Source organism: Flavobacterium cutihirudinis, from assembly GCF_003385895.1.
Lineage (GTDB): Bacteria > Bacteroidota > Bacteroidia > Flavobacteriales > Flavobacteriaceae > Flavobacterium > Flavobacterium cutihirudinis.
This window is the reverse complement of sequence record NZ_QRDQ01000009.1, coordinates 106,838-125,325: the sequence shown is the minus strand read 5'-3', so window position 1 is coordinate 125,325 and position 18,488 is coordinate 106,838. Positions and strand designations below refer to the sequence as shown.

Genomic DNA, 18,488 nt, shown 5'->3' with positions numbered 1-18,488 from the left:
TAATTGATTTGTGCATTATCCACAATCTTTTCATTTCGACGAAGGAGAAATCGCACGCGGGATTCGACAAAGATTGGCGACATTCTGTGCGGAGTTTCTAGTGTGATTTCTCCTTCGTCGAAAAGACAAACTTTATGGTCACTGCATTTATAAAAACAAAAAAGCTCCAAAATTATTGGAGCTTTTCTTTTATCTAAAACATTCTAAATCCTTAGTACAAACTAGGAAATTTAGAAGGATTAACTTCATTCATCATGCTGTACACTTTCTCGAAAATATCTTCGGCAGAAGGTTTTGAGAAATAATCGCCATCAGTTCCGTATGCTGGTCTGTGGGCTTTTGCAGCAAGCGTTTGTGGTTTGCTGTCAAGATATTTATACGCGTCTTGTTCTTCCAGAATTTGTTGTAAAATGTAAGCTGAAGCTCCGCCTGGAACATCTTCGTCGATTACTAACAAACGATTTGTTTTAGCAATACTTTTTACAATATCCTTATTCACATCAAAAGGAAGTAAAGACTGAATATCGATAACTTCACAGTCAATTCCTAAGTCTAACAATTCTGTTGCTGCTTGTTGAACCAGTCTTAAAGTTGATCCGTAAGAAACTAAAGTAATATCTGAACCTTCTTTCATCGTTTCAACAACACCAATCGGCGTTTTAAATTCACCAAAGTTTAAAGGCGCTTTTTCTTTTAAACGGTAACCATTTAAACATTCAATTACTAAAGCAGGTTCGTCGCACTCTAAAAGTGTATTGTAAAAACCAGCTGCCTGTGTCATATTTCTTGGAACCAAAACGTGGATACCGCGAATTGCATTAATAATCATTCCCATTGGAGAACCAGAATGCCAGATACCTTCTAAACGGTGTCCGCGCGTTCTAATGATTAATGGTGCTTTTTGTTTTCCAACAGTTCTGTATTGCAATGTAGCCAAATCATCACTCATGATTTGAATGGCGTACAATAAATAATCTAAATATTGAATTTCAGCAATTGGGCGTAAACCTCTTAATGCCATACCAATTCCTTGTCCAAGGATAGTAGCTTCACGAATTCCGACATCGGCAACACGAAGTTCTCCGTATTTTTCCTGCATGCCCTCTAAACCTTGGTTTACGTCGCCAATATTTCCAACATCTTCACCAAAAATTAAAGTTTCCGGATATTTGGCAAACAAAGCGTCAAAGTTGTCACGCAATAACATTCTTCCGTCAATATCTGCTTTTGTATTATCGCCATATTCAGGAAGTACTTTCTCAACAGAGAAAACATTTTTATCGGAATCAGAATGTAAATTGCTGCTGAATTTTACCTGAGTTTCGTTTAAGAATTTGGTAATCCAGTTTGATAAAAGCATTTTGCTGTTTGGAACTTCAATAAAACGAAGAATCTTTCTTGCGTAAACCAGTAATTCCTTTTTAAGCGGAGCTTTAATTGTGCTTAATTCTGAAATATATTTTCTAATTCTGTCTTTGTGGTTGATACTTGCTTCAGCAATTTGTTCCAACAAAGCCAAAAGATTATTTTGTTCTTCAATAATTGGATTAATGAATGAGTTCCAAGCCTCTTTTTTAGCTTCAAGAACTTCTTTTTTCAATTGGAAATCAATTTCAGAAAGCTCTTCCGGAGATGCAATATTAATGGCAATCATCCACAAACGCATTTGACGAATACAGTCAAAATCTCTTTCCCAAGCCAGTCTTTCTCCATTTTTGTAACGTTCGTGAGAACCTGAAGTAGAATGTCCCTGAGGTTGTGTTAATTCGTTTACGTGAATTAAAACCGGAATATGTTCTTCGCGGGCAATTACACCAGCTCTTTCATATGTTGAAACTAATTCAGCATAATCCCAGCCTTTCACTCTGAAAATTTCGTAACCTTTAGAATCTTCATCTCTTTGATATCCTTTTAAGATTTCAGAGATGTTTTCTTTTGTAGTTTGATGTCTGGCGTGAACAGAAATTCCGTATTCATCATCCCAAACACTCATTACCATCGGAACTTGTAAAACTCCGGCAGCATTTATAGTTTCAAAAAATAAACCTTCAGAAGTACTTGCGTTTCCTATAGTTCCCCAGGCAACTTCGTTTCCATTTACAGTAAATTTATCTTTGATGGTAATTCCGTCAACATTTCTGTAAATTTTAGAAGCCTGTGCTAATCCCAATAATCTTGGCATTTGCCCGGCTGTAGGCGATATATCTGAACTTGAATTTTTTTGTTTTGTTAAATCTTTCCATGATCCGTCTTCGTTTAAACTGTGCGTTACAAAGTGTCCGCCCATTTGTCTTCCTGCAGACATCGGATCAAAAGCTAAATCGGTGTGACCGTATAAACCGGCAAAGAATTGTTTAGGAGTCAATTCGCCAATCGCCATCATAAAAGTTTGATCGCGGTAGTATCCAGAACGGAAATCACCATTTTTGAAAGCTTTTGCCATGGCAAGCTGTGGTACTTCTTTTCCGTCTCCAAATATTCCAAATTTGGCTTTTCCTGTTAGTACTTCTTTACGACCTAAAAGACTACATTCACGGCTAGTTACGGCAATTCTATAGTCGTTCAATACCTCAGTTTTGAAATCTTCAAATGTCAAAGTAGTATTGGTTTTTTCTTTTATCATAATCTTAAATGGTCATGTTTAGGTTGCGAAATTACTTAAAAACAATCAATAATCATAATTCTTTAAAATAAATATAATTTAATTATATGTATTTAAATTCAAAAAACTACGTACTTTTTTTGAATTATTTTTATTAAATTTTTTGTTTTAATGATAATAATTCATGATTTTTTTTAAAATTTATTTAATTAAAGCCATTTTCGGGTAAAAAGATTGAGTAATGTTTTTGGTGAGAAAGTAATAACAAAACGTATCTTTTCATTGTATTTATTTTGAGTAATCTCCCAACCATTGTTTGAATAGACCGGAAAATAAAATTCAAAGTAATCCTGAACTAAATTTAGACGGATTCCGCTGTCATAAGCAAAAAACGCATTTTGATGTTTACTTTTTATAAATCCGACGTCTCCATATACCTCAATCCAGTTCCAAATAGCGTAACTTCCATTTAATGTTGCAATCCATTGATTGGCATATGATGGCTCTAATTTTGATTTAAAAGCACCTTCAGCCATAATATATTGCTGACTGAAAAAACCGGTACTTTCGGATCGTCCGTAAAAATTATAATCAAAAAGATAATCTGTTGGGCGATCGAGTGCAAAACTGAAATAATCAGAATCCGTATTGTTGTAAATAAAGCTTCCGGCGTACATTCTCAAATTTAATTTTCGATTGTTTTCAAACAATCTTCTGTATTCTACTTCTCCGGATAATTTCCCGAAATCTCCTGAAAATTGTAAATCAGTCATAAAACTGAAATGATCAATCAATTCTGTTTTGGTATTACCATAACGTGCATTAAAAACAGAATAATTTGGCTTCGAATTATCGACTAAAAAAGCACTTTCTTCGCGATTTACAATTACTTGTCGAAACAATATATATTGCTTTCGGTTATCTCTAAAATTGTCTTCGCGAATTCTGAACTGAACCATCGGATTCAGACGTAAATAGGTCGCATCTGGTGCATAGTGATAATAATTTTCGCTAATCGAATATCTTATATTGTAAAGGTTGCTGTCTCTATAGTATTGACTCCATGAAAATGCTGAAGATCCAGATAATGTACCGGCTTTAATCGAATAGGCTGGATTTATATCAAAAGTAAATGGTTTTTCGAGTATCGTTTTGTTATGAAAACGAACTCCGGGCGTGAATCCATCATAATAGTTATACGTAAGCGTTGGGACATATAAAATTTGATTATAATAGGGATCTTCTAAATCTTTGGAAAAATTAAATTTTATCGGACGATTTGTTATTACAAGACTTTTCAAAGATTTCCAATTGTTTCTCTGGTTGTATTCGGGAACTTCATTGTCATAATTGATGACCAATTTGTCTGCATTTTTTCGGGCAAAATGATAGATAGAATCTGTTTTTAACGGTTCAATCCATTCTTTAAAAACGACTTGATTTTTTTTGACACCGTAAATCGGAATCGGAGCATAGATACCTGTTCTGTTTTCCAGAGAAAATTGAACGCTGTCTGCAGTTCTTGAAACCAGGTCAAATTTGTAGTCAATAATATCTCTGGAATCAATGATAGTTTTAAAAAACCAGTCAATATCTTTTGGTGATTTTTTAATCAGGATTTTTTCAAAATCGTATCGATTGGTTTGCTGTGTTTGGTTTAGCGTATAAAATTCTTGAACGCTTTCTGGAACAATGTCATGATTTAGATAATCATCCAAATAACTAAAACTTAAGCCTGCACGGTATTTACTCGCAATTTGTTCGTTAAATTTTATTAAAGTATTTTTTGGATCACCAAGTGGCTGATCTAGATTTTTACGTGCCATCAGCATATAATAATAGCTGTACTGCTCGTTAAAAGTCAGATTGGTAATATTGTAGCTTTTAAATAATTTCATTTTAGAAAGTCGGCCAAGCATTTTTTCATCCAGATGATTTTCTTCCATGTATTTTATCATGGCATAAATCTGAATTCCGTCATATACCCAGTTGTCTTTTCTCGGATCCAGACGCAGGCTATTTTTCAAGTAATTGTTAAGATAAGTTTTAAAAAAAGTAATCTCAAACATAAATTCATCAGAAAACGGACTAATAAATGAAGGAAGCTGATTTAATCCATAAAAAGGATTTCGGTCATAATCGGCCTGCGAAATAGTGATTTTTTCGTGTGGATATTTTCCAACGAAATCTTCAGTAAATTTTGCCACTCTATTGATGACAATAGCTTTTTGAATTTCAGTAATTTTTTTATTTCTTAAATCTGTCAAAACTTCAATCGTTCCGTTATTGTAACTTTTGAAATTACTTAGTTTTTGAAGGAAAAGACTAAAATCAGATCTGTTCTTACCGGCAAAAAAATAATCAGTAAAAGTTGAATTTGAAATGTCTTTAGAAACAGGATTTAAATCTGTTATTATCTGATAGTTGCTAGGAACTTTAATTTCAATTTCATAATCGGTTACAGCGTTTGCAATATCGTCCAGATTAAAATTGTTATTCTTGGTAAATTCATGATTTTCAAAGCGTGCCGGACTTAAAAACCAATTTTTCAAAATCATTCCATTTTGATTGTAGCCATAACGTGTGAATTTATCACTTGGAATTTTAGAAATATAAGTCAGGTGAAGATTAATCTGTTGACCAGGAAGTAATTTTTGGTTTAATTTCACAACAACATAATCTGGATTTTTTGCAGTTCGTTCCCATTCAAGCGCCGTAAAGTCGGAATCTGTAAGATTTAGAATGGTAGTATTTCCTCTTTCATATTCTTTTGCCAAATGAAAGCCTCCATAAAATTCATCTGAAAAGCGTCTTGCCAAAGGCGTATTTTTGTTTGAAAAAGCGTTATTCCAATCGTTCAGAACAATTGAACTCAAAGTATCATTGGAAGTATTGTTGTATATAATATCCTGTTTGATGTTCAATGTCTTCAATTCAAGATTAACCGCCACTTCCATCTTAGATTGATGTTGTGCATATTGTTTTATCGAGCTCAATAAAACAAAAAAGAGGATAATAATTTTATAGAATGACTTCAAGGATTGGCGTAAATTTTATCGATCTATCTTAAATTACGAGTATAAAGATGTTTTGGATTTATGTAAAAATAGCATAAAAAAAGCTGTTTTAAAAAACAGCTTTCAATTTTTATAAAAGTTAAGAAAATTTAACCATATAAGTTATATAAGTTCATGTAATTCTAAGTCTATAAAGTACAAACTTAAATTATCTTAAATTACTTATATGGTTTAAAAAATATTAGAAATTCGGACTCAAATCGTATTTCTTGTAGAATTTATCCAAAACGTCTACAACTTCATCTTCTGTGTCAACAATTTTAAATAAGTTCAAATCTTCAGGACTCACAGTTTTCATTTTTTCAACCAAAACAGTTTTTACCCATTCAATTAACCCGGCCCAGAATTCAACTCCAACAAGTATAATTGGGAATTTTCCAATTTTCTTCGTCTGAATCAGCGTGATAGCTTCAAACATTTCGTCTAAAGTTCCAAAACCTCCAGGCATTACCACAAAACCTTGCGAATATTTAACGAACATTACTTTTCTCACAAAGAAATAATCGAAATTTAGGTTTTTATCATGATCAATATAAGGGTTGAAATGCTGCTCAAAAGGAAGCTCGATGTTTAAACCAACCGAAGTTCCGCCACCTAAATGTGCACCTTTATTTCCTGCTTCCATAATTCCCGGGCCTCCTCCCGTAATTACGCCATAACCAGCTTTACTAATTTTAAAAGCAATTTTTTCAGCCAATTGATAGTATTTGTCGTCTGGTTTTGTTCTCGCCGATCCAAAAATAGAAACACACGGACCAATACGTCCCATACTTTCGTAACCATTTACAAACTCGGACATAATTTTAAAAATCGCCCAGCTGTCATTGGTTCTTATTTCATTCCAGGTTTTTTGTTTTAAACTGTCCTGGATTACTTTATCTTCATCATTATCAAAATCTTCTAATCTCATTTTAGGTATTTTAATTATTTATATTTTTATTTAAGCAGATATTTTTATAGTTGGAAGAAGGAGCTATTTACTTCGTCAGTTCGCTATTGCTCGTATTCTGCTGTCCGCTATATCTTTTGTGTCCCGATAGCTATCGGGACCACCACAAAAGGATGCCGCTCCCATCAGGGCTAAGGCAGTTGGTTTCAATTAAGCATTAGGTTTAATCGAGATATTATTTTCTTTTAAAAAACTTGAATTTTTCAAAAAAAGCGGATACTAAATTAACGCTTTTTTCTAGAATTGTTATAGAAAACAAGAATTATAATCTAAAAGTAATGTTGTGATAATGATTAGTTTTTAGTTTTTGTATTCATTATCAGAGATATAGTGTATGTTGTGTTATGAAGTTTTTTCATATAAATCTTTGTCAAAGTTTAAAGCCAAGGTGGTAATGAGCTTTAGCTTTGTACAAATAGTCATAATTATTGTCATTTCGACGAAGGAGAAATCTCCACAAGCAACTCCGCAAAGTAAACCCAATCTTTGTCGAGCTTCTCGTGGAGATTTCTCCTTCGTCGAAATGACAAACGTTGCGGTTACTTTAAATAAAGCTAAAGTTTGTTGATCCTTTGGTTTTAAACTGTAGCAAATATGAATTTTACTCTAACTCTTTTTTCAAAAACTTAGCCGTATAGCTTTTTTTATTTTTCGCCACTTCTTCCGGAGTTCCTTTCGCAACTAATTGCCCGCCACCTTTTCCACCTTCAGGACCAATATCAATAATGTAATCGGCAAGTTTTATTACATCCATATTATGTTCGATAACCAGAATTGTGTTTCCTTTATCAACCAATTTATTGATGACGTCCATTAAAACGCGAATGTCTTCAAAATGCAATCCGGTTGTAGGTTCATCCAGAATGTAAAAGGTATTTCCGGTATCTTTTTTAGATAATTCTCCAGCCAGTTTTATACGTTGCGCTTCACCACCAGAAAGAGTTGTACTTTGCTGACCAAGCGTAATATAACCTAAACCAACATCTTGAATCGTTTTTACTTTTCTGTAAATTTTCGGGATATTTTCAAAGAACGGAACAGCTTCGTCAACCGTCATATCCAAAACATCCGAAATTGATTTTCCTTTATATCGAATCTCTAAAGTTTCTCTGTTGAAACGTTTTCCCTGACATGTTTCACATTCTACATAAACATCTGGTAAAAAGTTCATTTCTATGGTTCTAACTCCCGAGCCTTCGCAGGTTTCACAGCGTCCGCCTTTTACGTTAAAACTAAAACGTCCGGCTTTGTAACCACGAATCATACTTTCAGAAGTCATGGTAAATAAATTTCTGATTTCAGTAAAAACTTCAGTATAAGTCGCCGGATTCGAACGCGGTGTACGTCCAATCGGACTTTGGTCAATATCAATAACCTTATCAATATGTTCTAAACCTTCAATTTTCTTGTAAGGTTGTGGTTTTTTTACACCATTAAAATAATACGCATTCAGAATAGGGTAGAGGGTTTCGTTAATTAAAGTCGATTTCCCGCTTCCCGAAACTCCGGTTACACAAGTTAATTGTCCTAAAGGAATTTCTATCGAAACATTTTTTAGGTTATTCCCCGTTGCTCCGGTCAGTTTAAGGAATTTTCCATTTCCTTTTCTACGTTCTTTCGGAATCTCTAATTTCATTTTACCATTCAAATATTGAGCGGTAATAGTATCTGATTTTAGAGTTTCTGCAGGAGTTCCGATACTGATGATTTCACCACCATATTTTCCTGCTTTTGGACCAATATCAATTACATAATCGGCAGTTTCGATCATGTCTTTATCGTGTTCCACCACAATAACCGAATTTCCAATATCACGTAATTGCTCTAATGAATGAATCAGTTTTTCATTATCTCTTTGGTGCAAACCAATACTAGGTTCATCCAAAATATATAAAACACCAACCAATTGCGAACCAATTTGTGTTGCCAGACGAATACGCTGTGCCTCTCCACCTGAAAGCGATTTTGAACTTCGGCTTAAAGCCAAATAATTCAAACCAACATTCATCAGGAAGTTCAAGCGGTCTTTGATTTCTTTTACTACTTCAGAAGCGATTAAAAGCTGTTTATCAGTTAAGTGATTGTTTAAATCCAGAAACCAGGCTGTCAAATCTGAAATATCCATATCACATAATTCGGTGATATTTTTTTCATTTACTCTAAAGAATAATGCTTCTTTTTTAAGACGTGAGCCTTCGCAAACCGGACAATCAACTTCGTCCATGAAATCTTTTGCCCAACGTTTTAAGGTTGTAGAAGAGCTTTCATCATATTGATTTTTGATGAAATTTGAAATTCCTTCAAAATCAATTTTATATTCTCTGGTTACGCCAAGATCTTTTGAATTTATAGCAAATTTATCTTTTCCGCCATGCAAAATCATTGTCATAGCTTCTTCCGGAATTTTTTCAATTGGATCCGTAAGTTTAAAACCGAATTTTTCTCCAATGGTTTCTAATTGTTTAAAAATCCACGACGATTTATATTCACCAAGTGGAGCAAAACCACCCGCTTTTATTGATAATTTCGGATTTGGAATAATCTTTTTTACGTTAATTTCGTGAACTGTTCCCAATCCGTTACAATGTGGGCACGCACCTTTTGGTGAGTTAAACGAAAATAAATTCGGTTCCGGATTTTGGTACGAAATTCCTGTTGTAGGACACATTAAATTTCTACTGAAATAACGTACTTCATTAGAATCCTGATCTAGAATCATTAATACATTTTCGCCATGATGCATGGCAGTATTAATGCTTTCAGAAAGTCTTTTTTGAGTATCAGGATTGTCTTCAATCACCATTCTGTCGACAACAATTTCGATATCGTGGGTTTTATAACGATCCAGTTTCATTCCTGAAACCAAATCCTGAACATCGCCATTTACTCGAACTTTCAAAAATCCTTGTTTTGTAATTTGCTGGAAAAGTTCAGCATAATGTCCTTTTCTGGCTTTAATTACCGGAGCCAGTATATTGATGCGTTTTCCTTTGTAATCCTGAATAATCAGATCTTTGATTTGCTCATCAGAATACGAAACCATTTTTTCGCCTGTGTTGTAACTGTATGCATCAGCACCACGAGCGTAAAGAAGTCTTAGGAAATCATATATTTCAGTAATTGTTCCAACAGTCGAGCGTGGGCTTTTACTTGTGGTTTTTTGCTCGATAGCGATAACTGGTGAAAGTCCGTCAATTTTGTCAACATCCGGACGTTCTAAACCGCCAAGAAACTGTCTGGCATAAGCCGAAAAAGTTTCAACGTAACGTCGCTGTCCTTCGGCATAAATCGTATCAAACGCCAAAGAAGATTTTCCGGACCCTGATAAACCGGTAATTACAACCAGTTTTTCACGCGGAATAGAAATATCGATATTTTTTAGATTATGAACTCTTGCACCAAGAACTTCAATAGTATTGTCTTTATCTAGCATAAATTTCGGCAAAAACGCAAAGTTACCACTTTGATTTGTTCTTTTAGTGCTCGATAGCAAAAGTTTATGTTACAAATAGTAACAAAAAACGCTAACTATGAGTTAGCGTTTTAAATATTTAATGCGGAGAATGAATTTAGTTTTTACTTCTTTTAATAATAATTTCATTTTCATTTTACTGAAGAGGTGGGCTACTGTTTTTGCCAGACACACATTCCAATCCATTTGCTACATTTAATAGCAATTCCGATAGCAGAATTCATTGGTCTAGTTTTTCCACAAAACATGCATTGATAATAAGCCATATATTTAAATTTAATGTTACAATTTCGAAACGAAGAACTGTTTTTTATTCATCATCATCATCATCATAATCTACTTTTTCGTTTATATTAAATCTGCTCAATTTATCATCACGTATGTTATCCTTATAGTAATTCGTTCCTCTTATAAATTCAGCAATGTATATTTTTTTCTTTTTATCAAATTTTGAAGTACTAGTCATGCCAGTATCTAATTCTTCATCTGTTAATTTGTGAGGAACTAAAAGATGTATTTCTATTTCATATTGATCTATTAAATAAGAATTCCAGTTATTATCTCCTGGACCTTGGTAAAGTATTAGTTTTTCTCTGAGTTGAGGAAGCTCGTAAGTAGCATTTTTAGAGTTATGATAAGCATCCATATATTCTATATTGCCATTGCGATATTGAGAATCTACATCTCCACCTATACTATCCATCTTTTTTTCGGCTTTTGCAATTATAGCTTTTAAAAATGCAATCCTTTTTATTGTTGCTTCATTTTTTGCTAATGTTCTTTCTTTTCCGGTTGTTGCGTTAAGAATTATTATAGAGTCTATTTTTTCATTAGTTTGTACATAATTACTATTTTTAAATTCGCGTAATAATTTCTTTTTTACACCATCATTAGTCAAGCTGTCAGGAATATTTTGTTTAACTTCTTTAGTACTGTATTTAGATATTAAAGCCAGCCAAACTCCTTTATCATGTGGAGTCAATCTGTTAAGTTTATTTACTAATATTATAGATTCTTCTCGTTTTTTGTAATCTGGTAGTGATTCAAACCATTTTACATAGTTTTTGACTTTAATTTCGAGTGAGGGTTCTGCTTTTTTTGCTTGACTATGTAGCGATAATCCAAGTAATAATATAAATCCAATTAGTATTTTTTTTATCATAATTTATTAAGTTTTCTTTTTATTATTCTAAACCTACGCCATATTTCCTGATGATAAAATCCGGAAAATCTAAGATTAATTTAAGTTCATTGTTTATTCTCAAAGTATCTGTACATTTTACTAAAGCACCAACATCGTTTTTTGCTCTATATTCATGAAGATATCGAAAATGACTTGTTTTATTTGAACTAGTAAATTTTTCTAAAACTCTAATTTCATCTTTAATTAATTTTATAGAATCTTTTTCATAACTGTCTAATATTTTTTTTTCCTTATCGAGTTTATCAACAGTGTTCATTAAATAAAAACGATTTCCACCAAAAAATGCTCTAGATGCTAATCTTCCGTTTTCTTCTTCTTTTTCTTTGATAAAGTTTTTTATTTTTTCGATTTTATTTAGTCTTTCTTTTTTTAGAAAAATTGAAACTTTTTTTTCTGTGATTGTATCGATTAGCTTTAAATCGATTAACTCGTAACTATTTGGGTCGTTAAAATTTTTTGCAACGTATTCGTCGATTTCATTTTTGATTTTTGATTTGTCTGAGCAAGATATTAGCAGGATGCAGACAACTATAAGGAGTAGCTTTTTCATCATTTTTCCATTACATCTTCTGTGACTTTAATAAATGTTCCCGCTTGTGGAGCAATCGCTTTAATTGCATTATTAACCAGTCTGTTTATTGCCTCTTCATTAAGTTTGAATTCATTAAATTCATATCTTTCAACAAAAGAATACACAGGCTCAAAAACTGGAATTCCTTTGACAAATAGTTGGCGTTGAAAACCTACGTTAACATATTTGCTTTTTTTGCCAAAAATTATATACTCTCTATCAGCTTCGTATGTTTCTTTGTAAGGGATTACGTTGACAAAATAGTCTTTTTCAAATTCTTTTGAAGCATCCTTTTTCCCTTTCTCATATGACTCTCTTTCAATAGTTATACATTTATTTTTTAGTTCAAGAATTTGTTCGTTTAAAATCGTTACTTTTTCTTCAAGTTTTCTGTTGACTTCAAAATCAATGTTTGCTTTTATGTTGAATAATTCAATTGATAATTTTTCTTTATCATGAGTTAGTTTGCTTTGAATATTTTTGAAGAAAATTATCCATACTAAAGTTGTTAAAACTAAAGTGCTAATAATTGATACAATAGTAATTTCCATTTTGTTTAATTTTTAGTATTAGTTATAATGATGGTGCATGTTTTCCTTTTCCGCTTCCATTGGGATGTCTGGAACAAGAATTTCCGGTTAGACTTGAAATCGCTGATGCAGAAGTACCACAATATTTGCAGCTGTATTTTGTTTTTTCTGATCCTTCGTAAAGTTTATGTTTGCCTTTGCTTGAACCAAGAGGATGGCGAGAGCATGAATTTGCAGTCAGATTTGAGATACTTGAACTTTTGGTTCCGCAGTATTCGCAATAAAAATTGGACATGTTTTAAAATTTGAAAGGTTATTTTTCAAAAATAAACCATCACTAAATCACCAATGGTTTTACCTTATAAACACCAATAAATTTACCATGAAACCATCATTTTGGTTTATAAACAAAAAAAGCACTTGTCCAATAATAACAAGTGCTTTTTCAATAAGATTAAAAGATATTAAATCAATAATAGAATAGCTACTTTCGTACCTTGATTTTCAGTAAAATCAATTTCGATTGAATTATTTTTTAAATCCTGCAAAAGCGAAAGACGCTCTTTAGTTAATTGAATTCCTTTTGACTGATGTAGTTTGCTTTTTTTGGCAGCATTTAAACTCATTCCGTTGTCTATGATTTTACATTCCAGAATAGTTTCTGAAATCATTTGAAAGGAAATAATCAATTTAGGGGCAATACTAGATTCGGTGAAAGCGTGAACGAAAACATTCTCAACAAAAGGCTGTAAAAGCATTGTCGGGATTTTTGTAAAACAAGTATCCACTTTTTCGGAAATTTGGATTTCAAAATTTATTCGATTGTCAAAACGCATATTTTCGATCGTAATATACGCTTCGAGATATTCTATTTCTTCGTCAATCGTAATCAATTGTTTGGATGAGTTTTCTAAAGTTTTCCGAATTAATTTAGAAAATTCACTAATATAGAGAAGCGAGTTGTCGATATCGTTACTTATTATAAAGTCCTGTATTGCATTCATTGCATTAAAGGTAAAATGCGGATTCATTTGGCTCAACAATGCTTCCAGTTTGGTTTCTGCAATACGACGCTGAATAATGATTTTTTCATTGGATTTTCTTTTTATTCGAATAAAAATGTAAACCAGTAATCCAGATAAAACGACTACTGCCATTGTAATAAACCACCAACTTAGCCAAAAAGGCGGTTGAACTTTAATTTGTAAAATGCTGAAAAGTCTAGATTTTCCAGCATTCATATCAAAAACTTCAATATCTAAATTGTAGTTTCCGGAAGGAAGATAAGGCAAGAATAAATTGGTCTTTTCGCTATACGGACTCCAGCGATTATTTTCGTTTAATCGATACCTGAATTTTAATTTGTTAGCAAATGAATGTCCTTTTGGAACAAAATCTATCGAAAAAGAATTGTGTTTGTAATCTGAAATTAATTGTTTAGAATTGTATCTAAACCATTTGTATGCTGAAGATTTTAAAGGGATATTATTGATTGCTATTTTACTTATTCCGATTTCAGAAACGGTTAATTGAGCGGCAATCAAACGGTTTAAATCGATGTTGTAAAAACCTTTTTGGGTTCCGAGCCATAAGGTATTGTCAAAAATTTGAGAAGTCGTAATTCTGCAATCTTTTAATCCTTGCTCTTTGTCGATTAGTCTGATAATACCATCTTTATAAATATTGATACCTTTTTCAGTACCTATCAAGATATAATCTTTATATGATTCCAGAAACAAAATAGTATTCCCGATAATCTGTTTTTTTGAAATCGTTTTTAAGATTTTAAAAGATTTAGAATCATCAACAACGAAAACGTCACCAAATTCAGCAGCTAAAATAAGTTGGTCTTTATTGTTTTTTGTAATGTGTTTGAACTTCTTTTCTTTCCAGATTCCGTCTGCCAGATACGACTGAAATTGACTGTTTTTATAGACATACAAACCATTAAAAACGGACAAAAGATACGTTTTATCCTTGTTGGTTAATATTTTAACAATGTATTGCGGTGTGTTTTTTTCGAACTTTGAATAATGAGTATTTTCAAGTGTTTTTAGATTTTCATAAACACGAGTTCCTGCATAGGTAATCGTTTCAATTAGTTTATTGTCGTACGTAAAACCAATCTTCAAACTATGCTTTGGTAAGTAATTGACGAGTTTGTAATTTTTATCTATTTCAAAAATTCCAATGTTACTGTTGATCCAGAACGAGTTTTGATTTTTCACGATTTCATAAAACTCAATTTCATTGGTCGGAATGTCAAAGTTTAGTTCAAAATCTCTTGATTCTGCAGATTGTTTGCTGAAGATGTTTTTTCCTTTTTTGTAAAAACGCATTTCAGTTTGCTTAAAATCGTCAAGAGAAATTGATTTTATAATGTGCTGTTTTGAGTTCAGAACTTTGATTCCTCTGGTTTCTAAAATTAATTTTTTATCATTAAAATTTTCAAAATCAATAATAGATGAATTATCAAATGAATTGTAATTGATAATTTTATTTAACCTTACCTGGTAAATTCCGTTATTGTTAGAACCGACATAAAGTATATCATTAAATTGATCATATACAACATTTAGCAATACTTTCGAATCAATTCCATATACGGCAGAAACATCCGTCATCTTATCGTCTTCAATTGTATAAAGACCTCCGTCTGGAGTATAAACGCCCCACGCTGCTGCAAAAATGGTATTCCTTTTGTCTTTTGCAAATTGCCAGACAAAAGATTTTCCAAAAGTCACAGCTGATTTGTCTCCTTTTGAGATTTTATTAAAATCGAATTTATCAATATGACCTTCATTTCCGCTATAAAGTGTAGAACCAAAGAGGCCTAGCGAATACGAATTTTTATGTAAAATGACTGGAACTAGGCGTGGAACTGAACTTGATTCATCTATTTTAAACAAACCTTCAAAAGTAGAAGTGAAATAGACAACATCTTTATAAACAACAAAGTATAAAGAAATAAAATCTTCTTTGTGTTTTGGAACTTTTGGAGTTATAAGTTTGTTTGTTTTAATGTCAATTATAGATACGCCTTGTTCTGTGCCAACATAAACTTTGTTTTTGAAAGGAAAAACTTTTCTTGTTTTGTTAGCAAGAAGACCATCTTTGGTTGTAAAAACAGTAAATTTTTTACCATCAAATTTACTTACGCCACCACCATAACTGGCAAACCACATATTCCCATCTGAATCTTCGGCAATATCCCAACAGCTATTATGGCCTAAACCGTGACTTTCATCAATAGTTGTAAAAGTCCCATTTTCCATTCTCGAAACACCATTTTCGGTACCTATCCATAAAATGTTTTTGGAATCTAAAAATAGAGAACGAACGGCATTATTTGGTAGACCATCTGAGGTTGTGAAATTTGTAGATGGAAAATATTGACCAAAAGCAAATGAGGTAATAAAAAGTAAAAAGAGTTGAAAAAAAGTCTTATTTGGTGATCGCATCAATAAGCTCTTTTTTATTGAATGATTTATCAGAAACTGGAATTTCATCACCAGAAGTCATTTCTAAAACATAAATATCGGATTTGAAATTCTTTACATATTCGGCATTAATCAAATAGCTTCTGTGCACTTTTAGAAATTTGATTTCCGACTCTAATAATTCGCCTATTTCTTTAAAAGATTTTGATGTATAATGTTGCTGTTCTGTGGTTTGAATGAAGGTATAAGAACCATCAGATTTACAAAAGATAATTTTATTTACATGAATTATTTCAAAACCAGTTTTGGTCGGAAATGCAATTCTTTGTTTTCCCGAAGCTGGCTGGTTTAAATTTTCGGCCAGTAGCTGATATCTGTTTAAATTGAGTTTGTTTTTTAAAGCAGATTCAAGTCTGTCAATAGCAACTTTAAAGTCGTTTACATCAATTGGTTTTACTAAATAATCTAAAGCGCTTTTGCGAATAGCCTCAATTGCAAATTCTTTATGAGCTGTTGTAAAAATGATTTCAAACGGAATATTTTCAAATTTAGAAAGCAATTCAAAACCATTTTCATCTGGCATTTGAATATCCAGAAAAACAAGATTTGGCGTGTTTTTTTGTATCGAAATTAAAGCCGAAGCAACGGAATTACACTCATCAATTATTTCGATTTTATCCCCAAAATATCTACTGCATAAATTTTTCAAGAAACTGCGTGCGCGTGATTCGTCATCAACAATAATGGCTTTAATTTTCATAACAGATTTTAGTGGTATTTGGTTGGAAAATAAAGTATTTTGATTGTGCTAATCAAAAAATTATTCAATCGTCATCGATCTTAGTTTCATTCTGTAAGCTTCCAATGCAATCGATTTTGAAATGAAACCATAATATTTATCGTTTCGTAATACCGGAAGAAATGCTGATTTGGAGTTTTCAAACTTGGTCATTACGATTTCCATGCTGTCGTATGAAGAAATTGTTGCGGGTGGCGTTTTCATTACGTCCTTAATAGCGGTATACTTTACGCGATAAGCATTGAAAATAATTTCGCGGATGTCATTAAAATGTACCACTCCAACAAGATCTTTTTCATTGTTTACTACCGCAAAAACAACCTGATTCGAATGCGAAATAAGATCAACCAGTCTACTTAGGTTTTCATCGGGATGAACCGTTAAATAATCGCATTGAATGATCGAATCAATGTCAAGAGTCGACAGAATATTTGAATCTTTATTACTTGTAAAAGCATGTCCTTTTTTAGCCAAACCTTTAACATCCAGTGAATATTTTTCAAAGCGTTTAGAAATTGCAAAGCTTATAGAAGAAACAATCATAAGCGGAATCATTAAGCCGTAACCTCCAGTGATTTCTGCAATAAGGAAAATTGCCGTTAAAGGAGCATGAAATAATCCACTTAAAATTCCGGCCATTCCTACCATTGTAAAATTACTGATAGGCAGTTTTGATAATCCAATTAAAGTAACAAATTTTGAAAAGAAATAACCCAGATAAGATCCTAAGAAAAGAGAAGGAGCAAAGTTTCCTCCATTTCCTCCACTTCCAATTGTTAGTCCGGAGGCAAAAACTTTTACCATCATCGTACAACCTATAAAAAGCAGCAAAATCCACTGATTATTTCGAAAATCAGCAAATAAGGTATTGTCTAGTAGCTTTCCTGGATCAGTTTCAGATAATGTTTTGATGCTTTCATAACCTTCTCCAAAAAGCGTCGGAAATATAAAAATAAGTAACGCCAGTAGCGAAGAGCCAATTAAAGCCTTTTTGTAGGCGCCAATATTTAATGAAGCAAAATAGTGTTCGATTCTTTGAAAATTTCGCGCATAATAAACGGCCATGAAACCAGTTAAAACACCAAGCATAACATAGAAAGGAATATTGTGATAATTAAAAGTTTCTTGTTTTCTAAAAGACAACAAAATGGTTTCATCCAGCACAATCGCTGATACTAAAGCACCTGTTGCAGCTGAAATCATAATAGGAGTAAAGGCCGAAATACTAACGTCGACCAATAAAACTTCGATAGCGAAAAGAACGCCGGCAATTGGAGCATTAAAAGCGGCTGCAATTCCTGCTGCAACGCCACAACCAATAAGTAAAGTTCTGTCTTTATATGCTAATTTATAGTTTTGGGCAAAATTAGATCCAAATGCAGCACCGGTAACAACGATTGGGCTTTCAAGACCTGCAGATCCACCCAAACCAACTGTTAGGGAACTGGTTACGATTTGGGCATACATTTGTTTTTTCGGAATGATACTGGCTTTCTTTGCAACCGCATATAAAATCTGTGAGGTTCCTTTTTGAATGGTACCATTTAGTACTTTCTTGACTACAAAAACAGTCAGCACTATACCAATTATAGGAAGTATACTGTTGATGAAACTTAATTTTAAGATTCCGTTTATATAAGTTGCAAAAGAAAAAACGCTGTGTGCGAAAGTTTTTAAAACGATTACCGCGAATGAACATGAAACTCCAATTAGAACACTTGATAAAAATATAAACTGTTTTGGAGTCATTAATGACTGAGCCAAAGCAATAATGCTCTCTAGTTTTCTAAAATATTTTTTTAGCATTCTTCTGTAAAAGTTAGGGATAATGCAAATTTAACTTT

Annotated in this window: 11 protein-coding genes; all 11 read right to left on the bottom strand. The window is 32.6% G+C overall.

The window, feature by feature from the left end; all coding sequences use genetic code 11:
• Positions 1-211: 211 nt before the first annotated feature.
• On the bottom strand, positions 212-2,623 hold the full coding sequence (locus tag BD847_RS11555) for an alpha-ketoacid dehydrogenase subunit alpha/beta (protein ID WP_115888440.1): 2,412 nt from the start codon (positions 2,621-2,623) through the stop codon (positions 212-214).
• Positions 2,624-2,811: 188 nt separating this feature from the next.
• Positions 2,812-5,559 (bottom strand): gluzincin family metallopeptidase, encoded by a 2,748-nt coding sequence (locus BD847_RS11550; protein ID WP_115888439.1) that lies wholly within the window; start codon positions 5,557-5,559, stop codon positions 2,812-2,814.
• 301 nt (positions 5,560-5,860) lie between these two features.
• Entirely contained in the window at positions 5,861-6,589 is a 729-nt protein-coding gene (locus BD847_RS11545) for an LOG family protein (protein WP_115888438.1), read from the bottom strand.
• Between the two features lie 640 nt (positions 6,590-7,229).
• Positions 7,230-10,061 (bottom strand): excinuclease ABC subunit UvrA, encoded by a 2,832-nt coding sequence (gene uvrA / locus BD847_RS11535; protein ID WP_115888436.1) that lies wholly within the window; start codon positions 10,059-10,061, stop codon positions 7,230-7,232.
• Positions 10,062-10,410: 349 nt separating this feature from the next.
• A complete protein-coding gene (locus tag BD847_RS11530) occupies positions 10,411-11,262 on the bottom strand; it encodes a hypothetical protein (RefSeq protein WP_115888435.1) in 852 nt (283 codons plus the stop codon).
• A 22-nt stretch (positions 11,263-11,284) separates the two neighbouring features.
• A complete protein-coding gene (locus tag BD847_RS11525; RefSeq protein ID WP_115888434.1) occupies positions 11,285-11,857 on the bottom strand; it encodes a hypothetical protein in 573 nt (190 codons plus the stop codon).
• Entirely contained in the window at positions 11,854-12,426 is a 573-nt protein-coding gene (locus tag BD847_RS11520; RefSeq protein ID WP_115888433.1) for a hypothetical protein, read from the bottom strand. The genes BD847_RS11525 and BD847_RS11520 overlap by 4 nt, the downstream gene beginning before the upstream one ends.
• Positions 12,427-12,448: 22 nt before the next feature.
• Positions 12,449-12,700 (bottom strand): hypothetical protein, encoded by a 252-nt coding sequence (locus BD847_RS11515; protein ID WP_115888432.1) that lies wholly within the window; start codon positions 12,698-12,700, stop codon positions 12,449-12,451.
• Positions 12,701-12,869: 169 nt separating this feature from the next.
• Complete coding sequence (locus BD847_RS11510) at positions 12,870-15,866, bottom strand: sensor histidine kinase (protein WP_115888431.1); 2,997 nt, start codon at positions 15,864-15,866, stop codon at positions 12,870-12,872.
• Complete coding sequence (locus BD847_RS11505; protein ID WP_115888430.1) at positions 15,850-16,605, bottom strand: LytR/AlgR family response regulator transcription factor; 756 nt, start codon at positions 16,603-16,605, stop codon at positions 15,850-15,852. Before BD847_RS11505 ends, BD847_RS11510 begins: the two co-directional genes overlap by 17 nt.
• Positions 16,606-16,665: 60 nt before the next feature.
• Entirely contained in the window at positions 16,666-18,450 is a 1,785-nt protein-coding gene (locus BD847_RS11500) for a chloride channel protein (protein ID WP_115888429.1), read from the bottom strand.
• Between the last annotated feature and the right edge of the window lie 38 nt (positions 18,451-18,488).

What these genes read in the sequence shown, in the direction of transcription:
- BD847_RS11510 (WP_115888431.1), bottom strand. Translation starts at nt 15,866, where the DNA reads ATGCGATCACCAAATAAGACTTTTTTTCAACTCTTTTTACTTTTTATT.
- BD847_RS11520 (WP_115888433.1), bottom strand. Translation starts at nt 12,426, where the DNA reads ATGGAAATTACTATTGTATCAATTATTAGCACTTTAGTTTTAACAACT.
- BD847_RS11505 (WP_115888430.1), bottom strand. Translation starts at nt 16,605, where the DNA reads ATGAAAATTAAAGCCATTATTGTTGATGACGAATCACGCGCACGCAGT.
- uvrA (WP_115888436.1), bottom strand. Translation starts at nt 10,061, where the DNA reads ATGCTAGATAAAGACAATACTATTGAAGTTCTTGGTGCAAGAGTTCAT.
- BD847_RS11550 (WP_115888439.1), bottom strand. Translation starts at nt 5,559, where the DNA reads ATGGAAGTGGCGGTTAATCTTGAATTGAAGACATTGAACATCAAACAG.
- BD847_RS11530 (WP_115888435.1), bottom strand. Translation starts at nt 11,262, where the DNA reads ATGATAAAAAAAATACTAATTGGATTTATATTATTACTTGGATTATCG.
- BD847_RS11555 (WP_115888440.1), bottom strand. Translation starts at nt 2,623, where the DNA reads ATGATAAAAGAAAAAACCAATACTACTTTGACATTTGAAGATTTCAAA.
- BD847_RS11525 (WP_115888434.1), bottom strand. Translation starts at nt 11,857, where the DNA reads ATGATGAAAAAGCTACTCCTTATAGTTGTCTGCATCCTGCTAATATCT.
- BD847_RS11515 (WP_115888432.1), bottom strand. Translation starts at nt 12,700, where the DNA reads ATGTCCAATTTTTATTGCGAATACTGCGGAACCAAAAGTTCAAGTATC.
- BD847_RS11500 (WP_115888429.1), bottom strand. Translation starts at nt 18,450, where the DNA reads ATGCTAAAAAAATATTTTAGAAAACTAGAGAGCATTATTGCTTTGGCT.
- BD847_RS11545 (WP_115888438.1), bottom strand. Translation starts at nt 6,589, where the DNA reads ATGAGATTAGAAGATTTTGATAATGATGAAGATAAAGTAATCCAGGAC.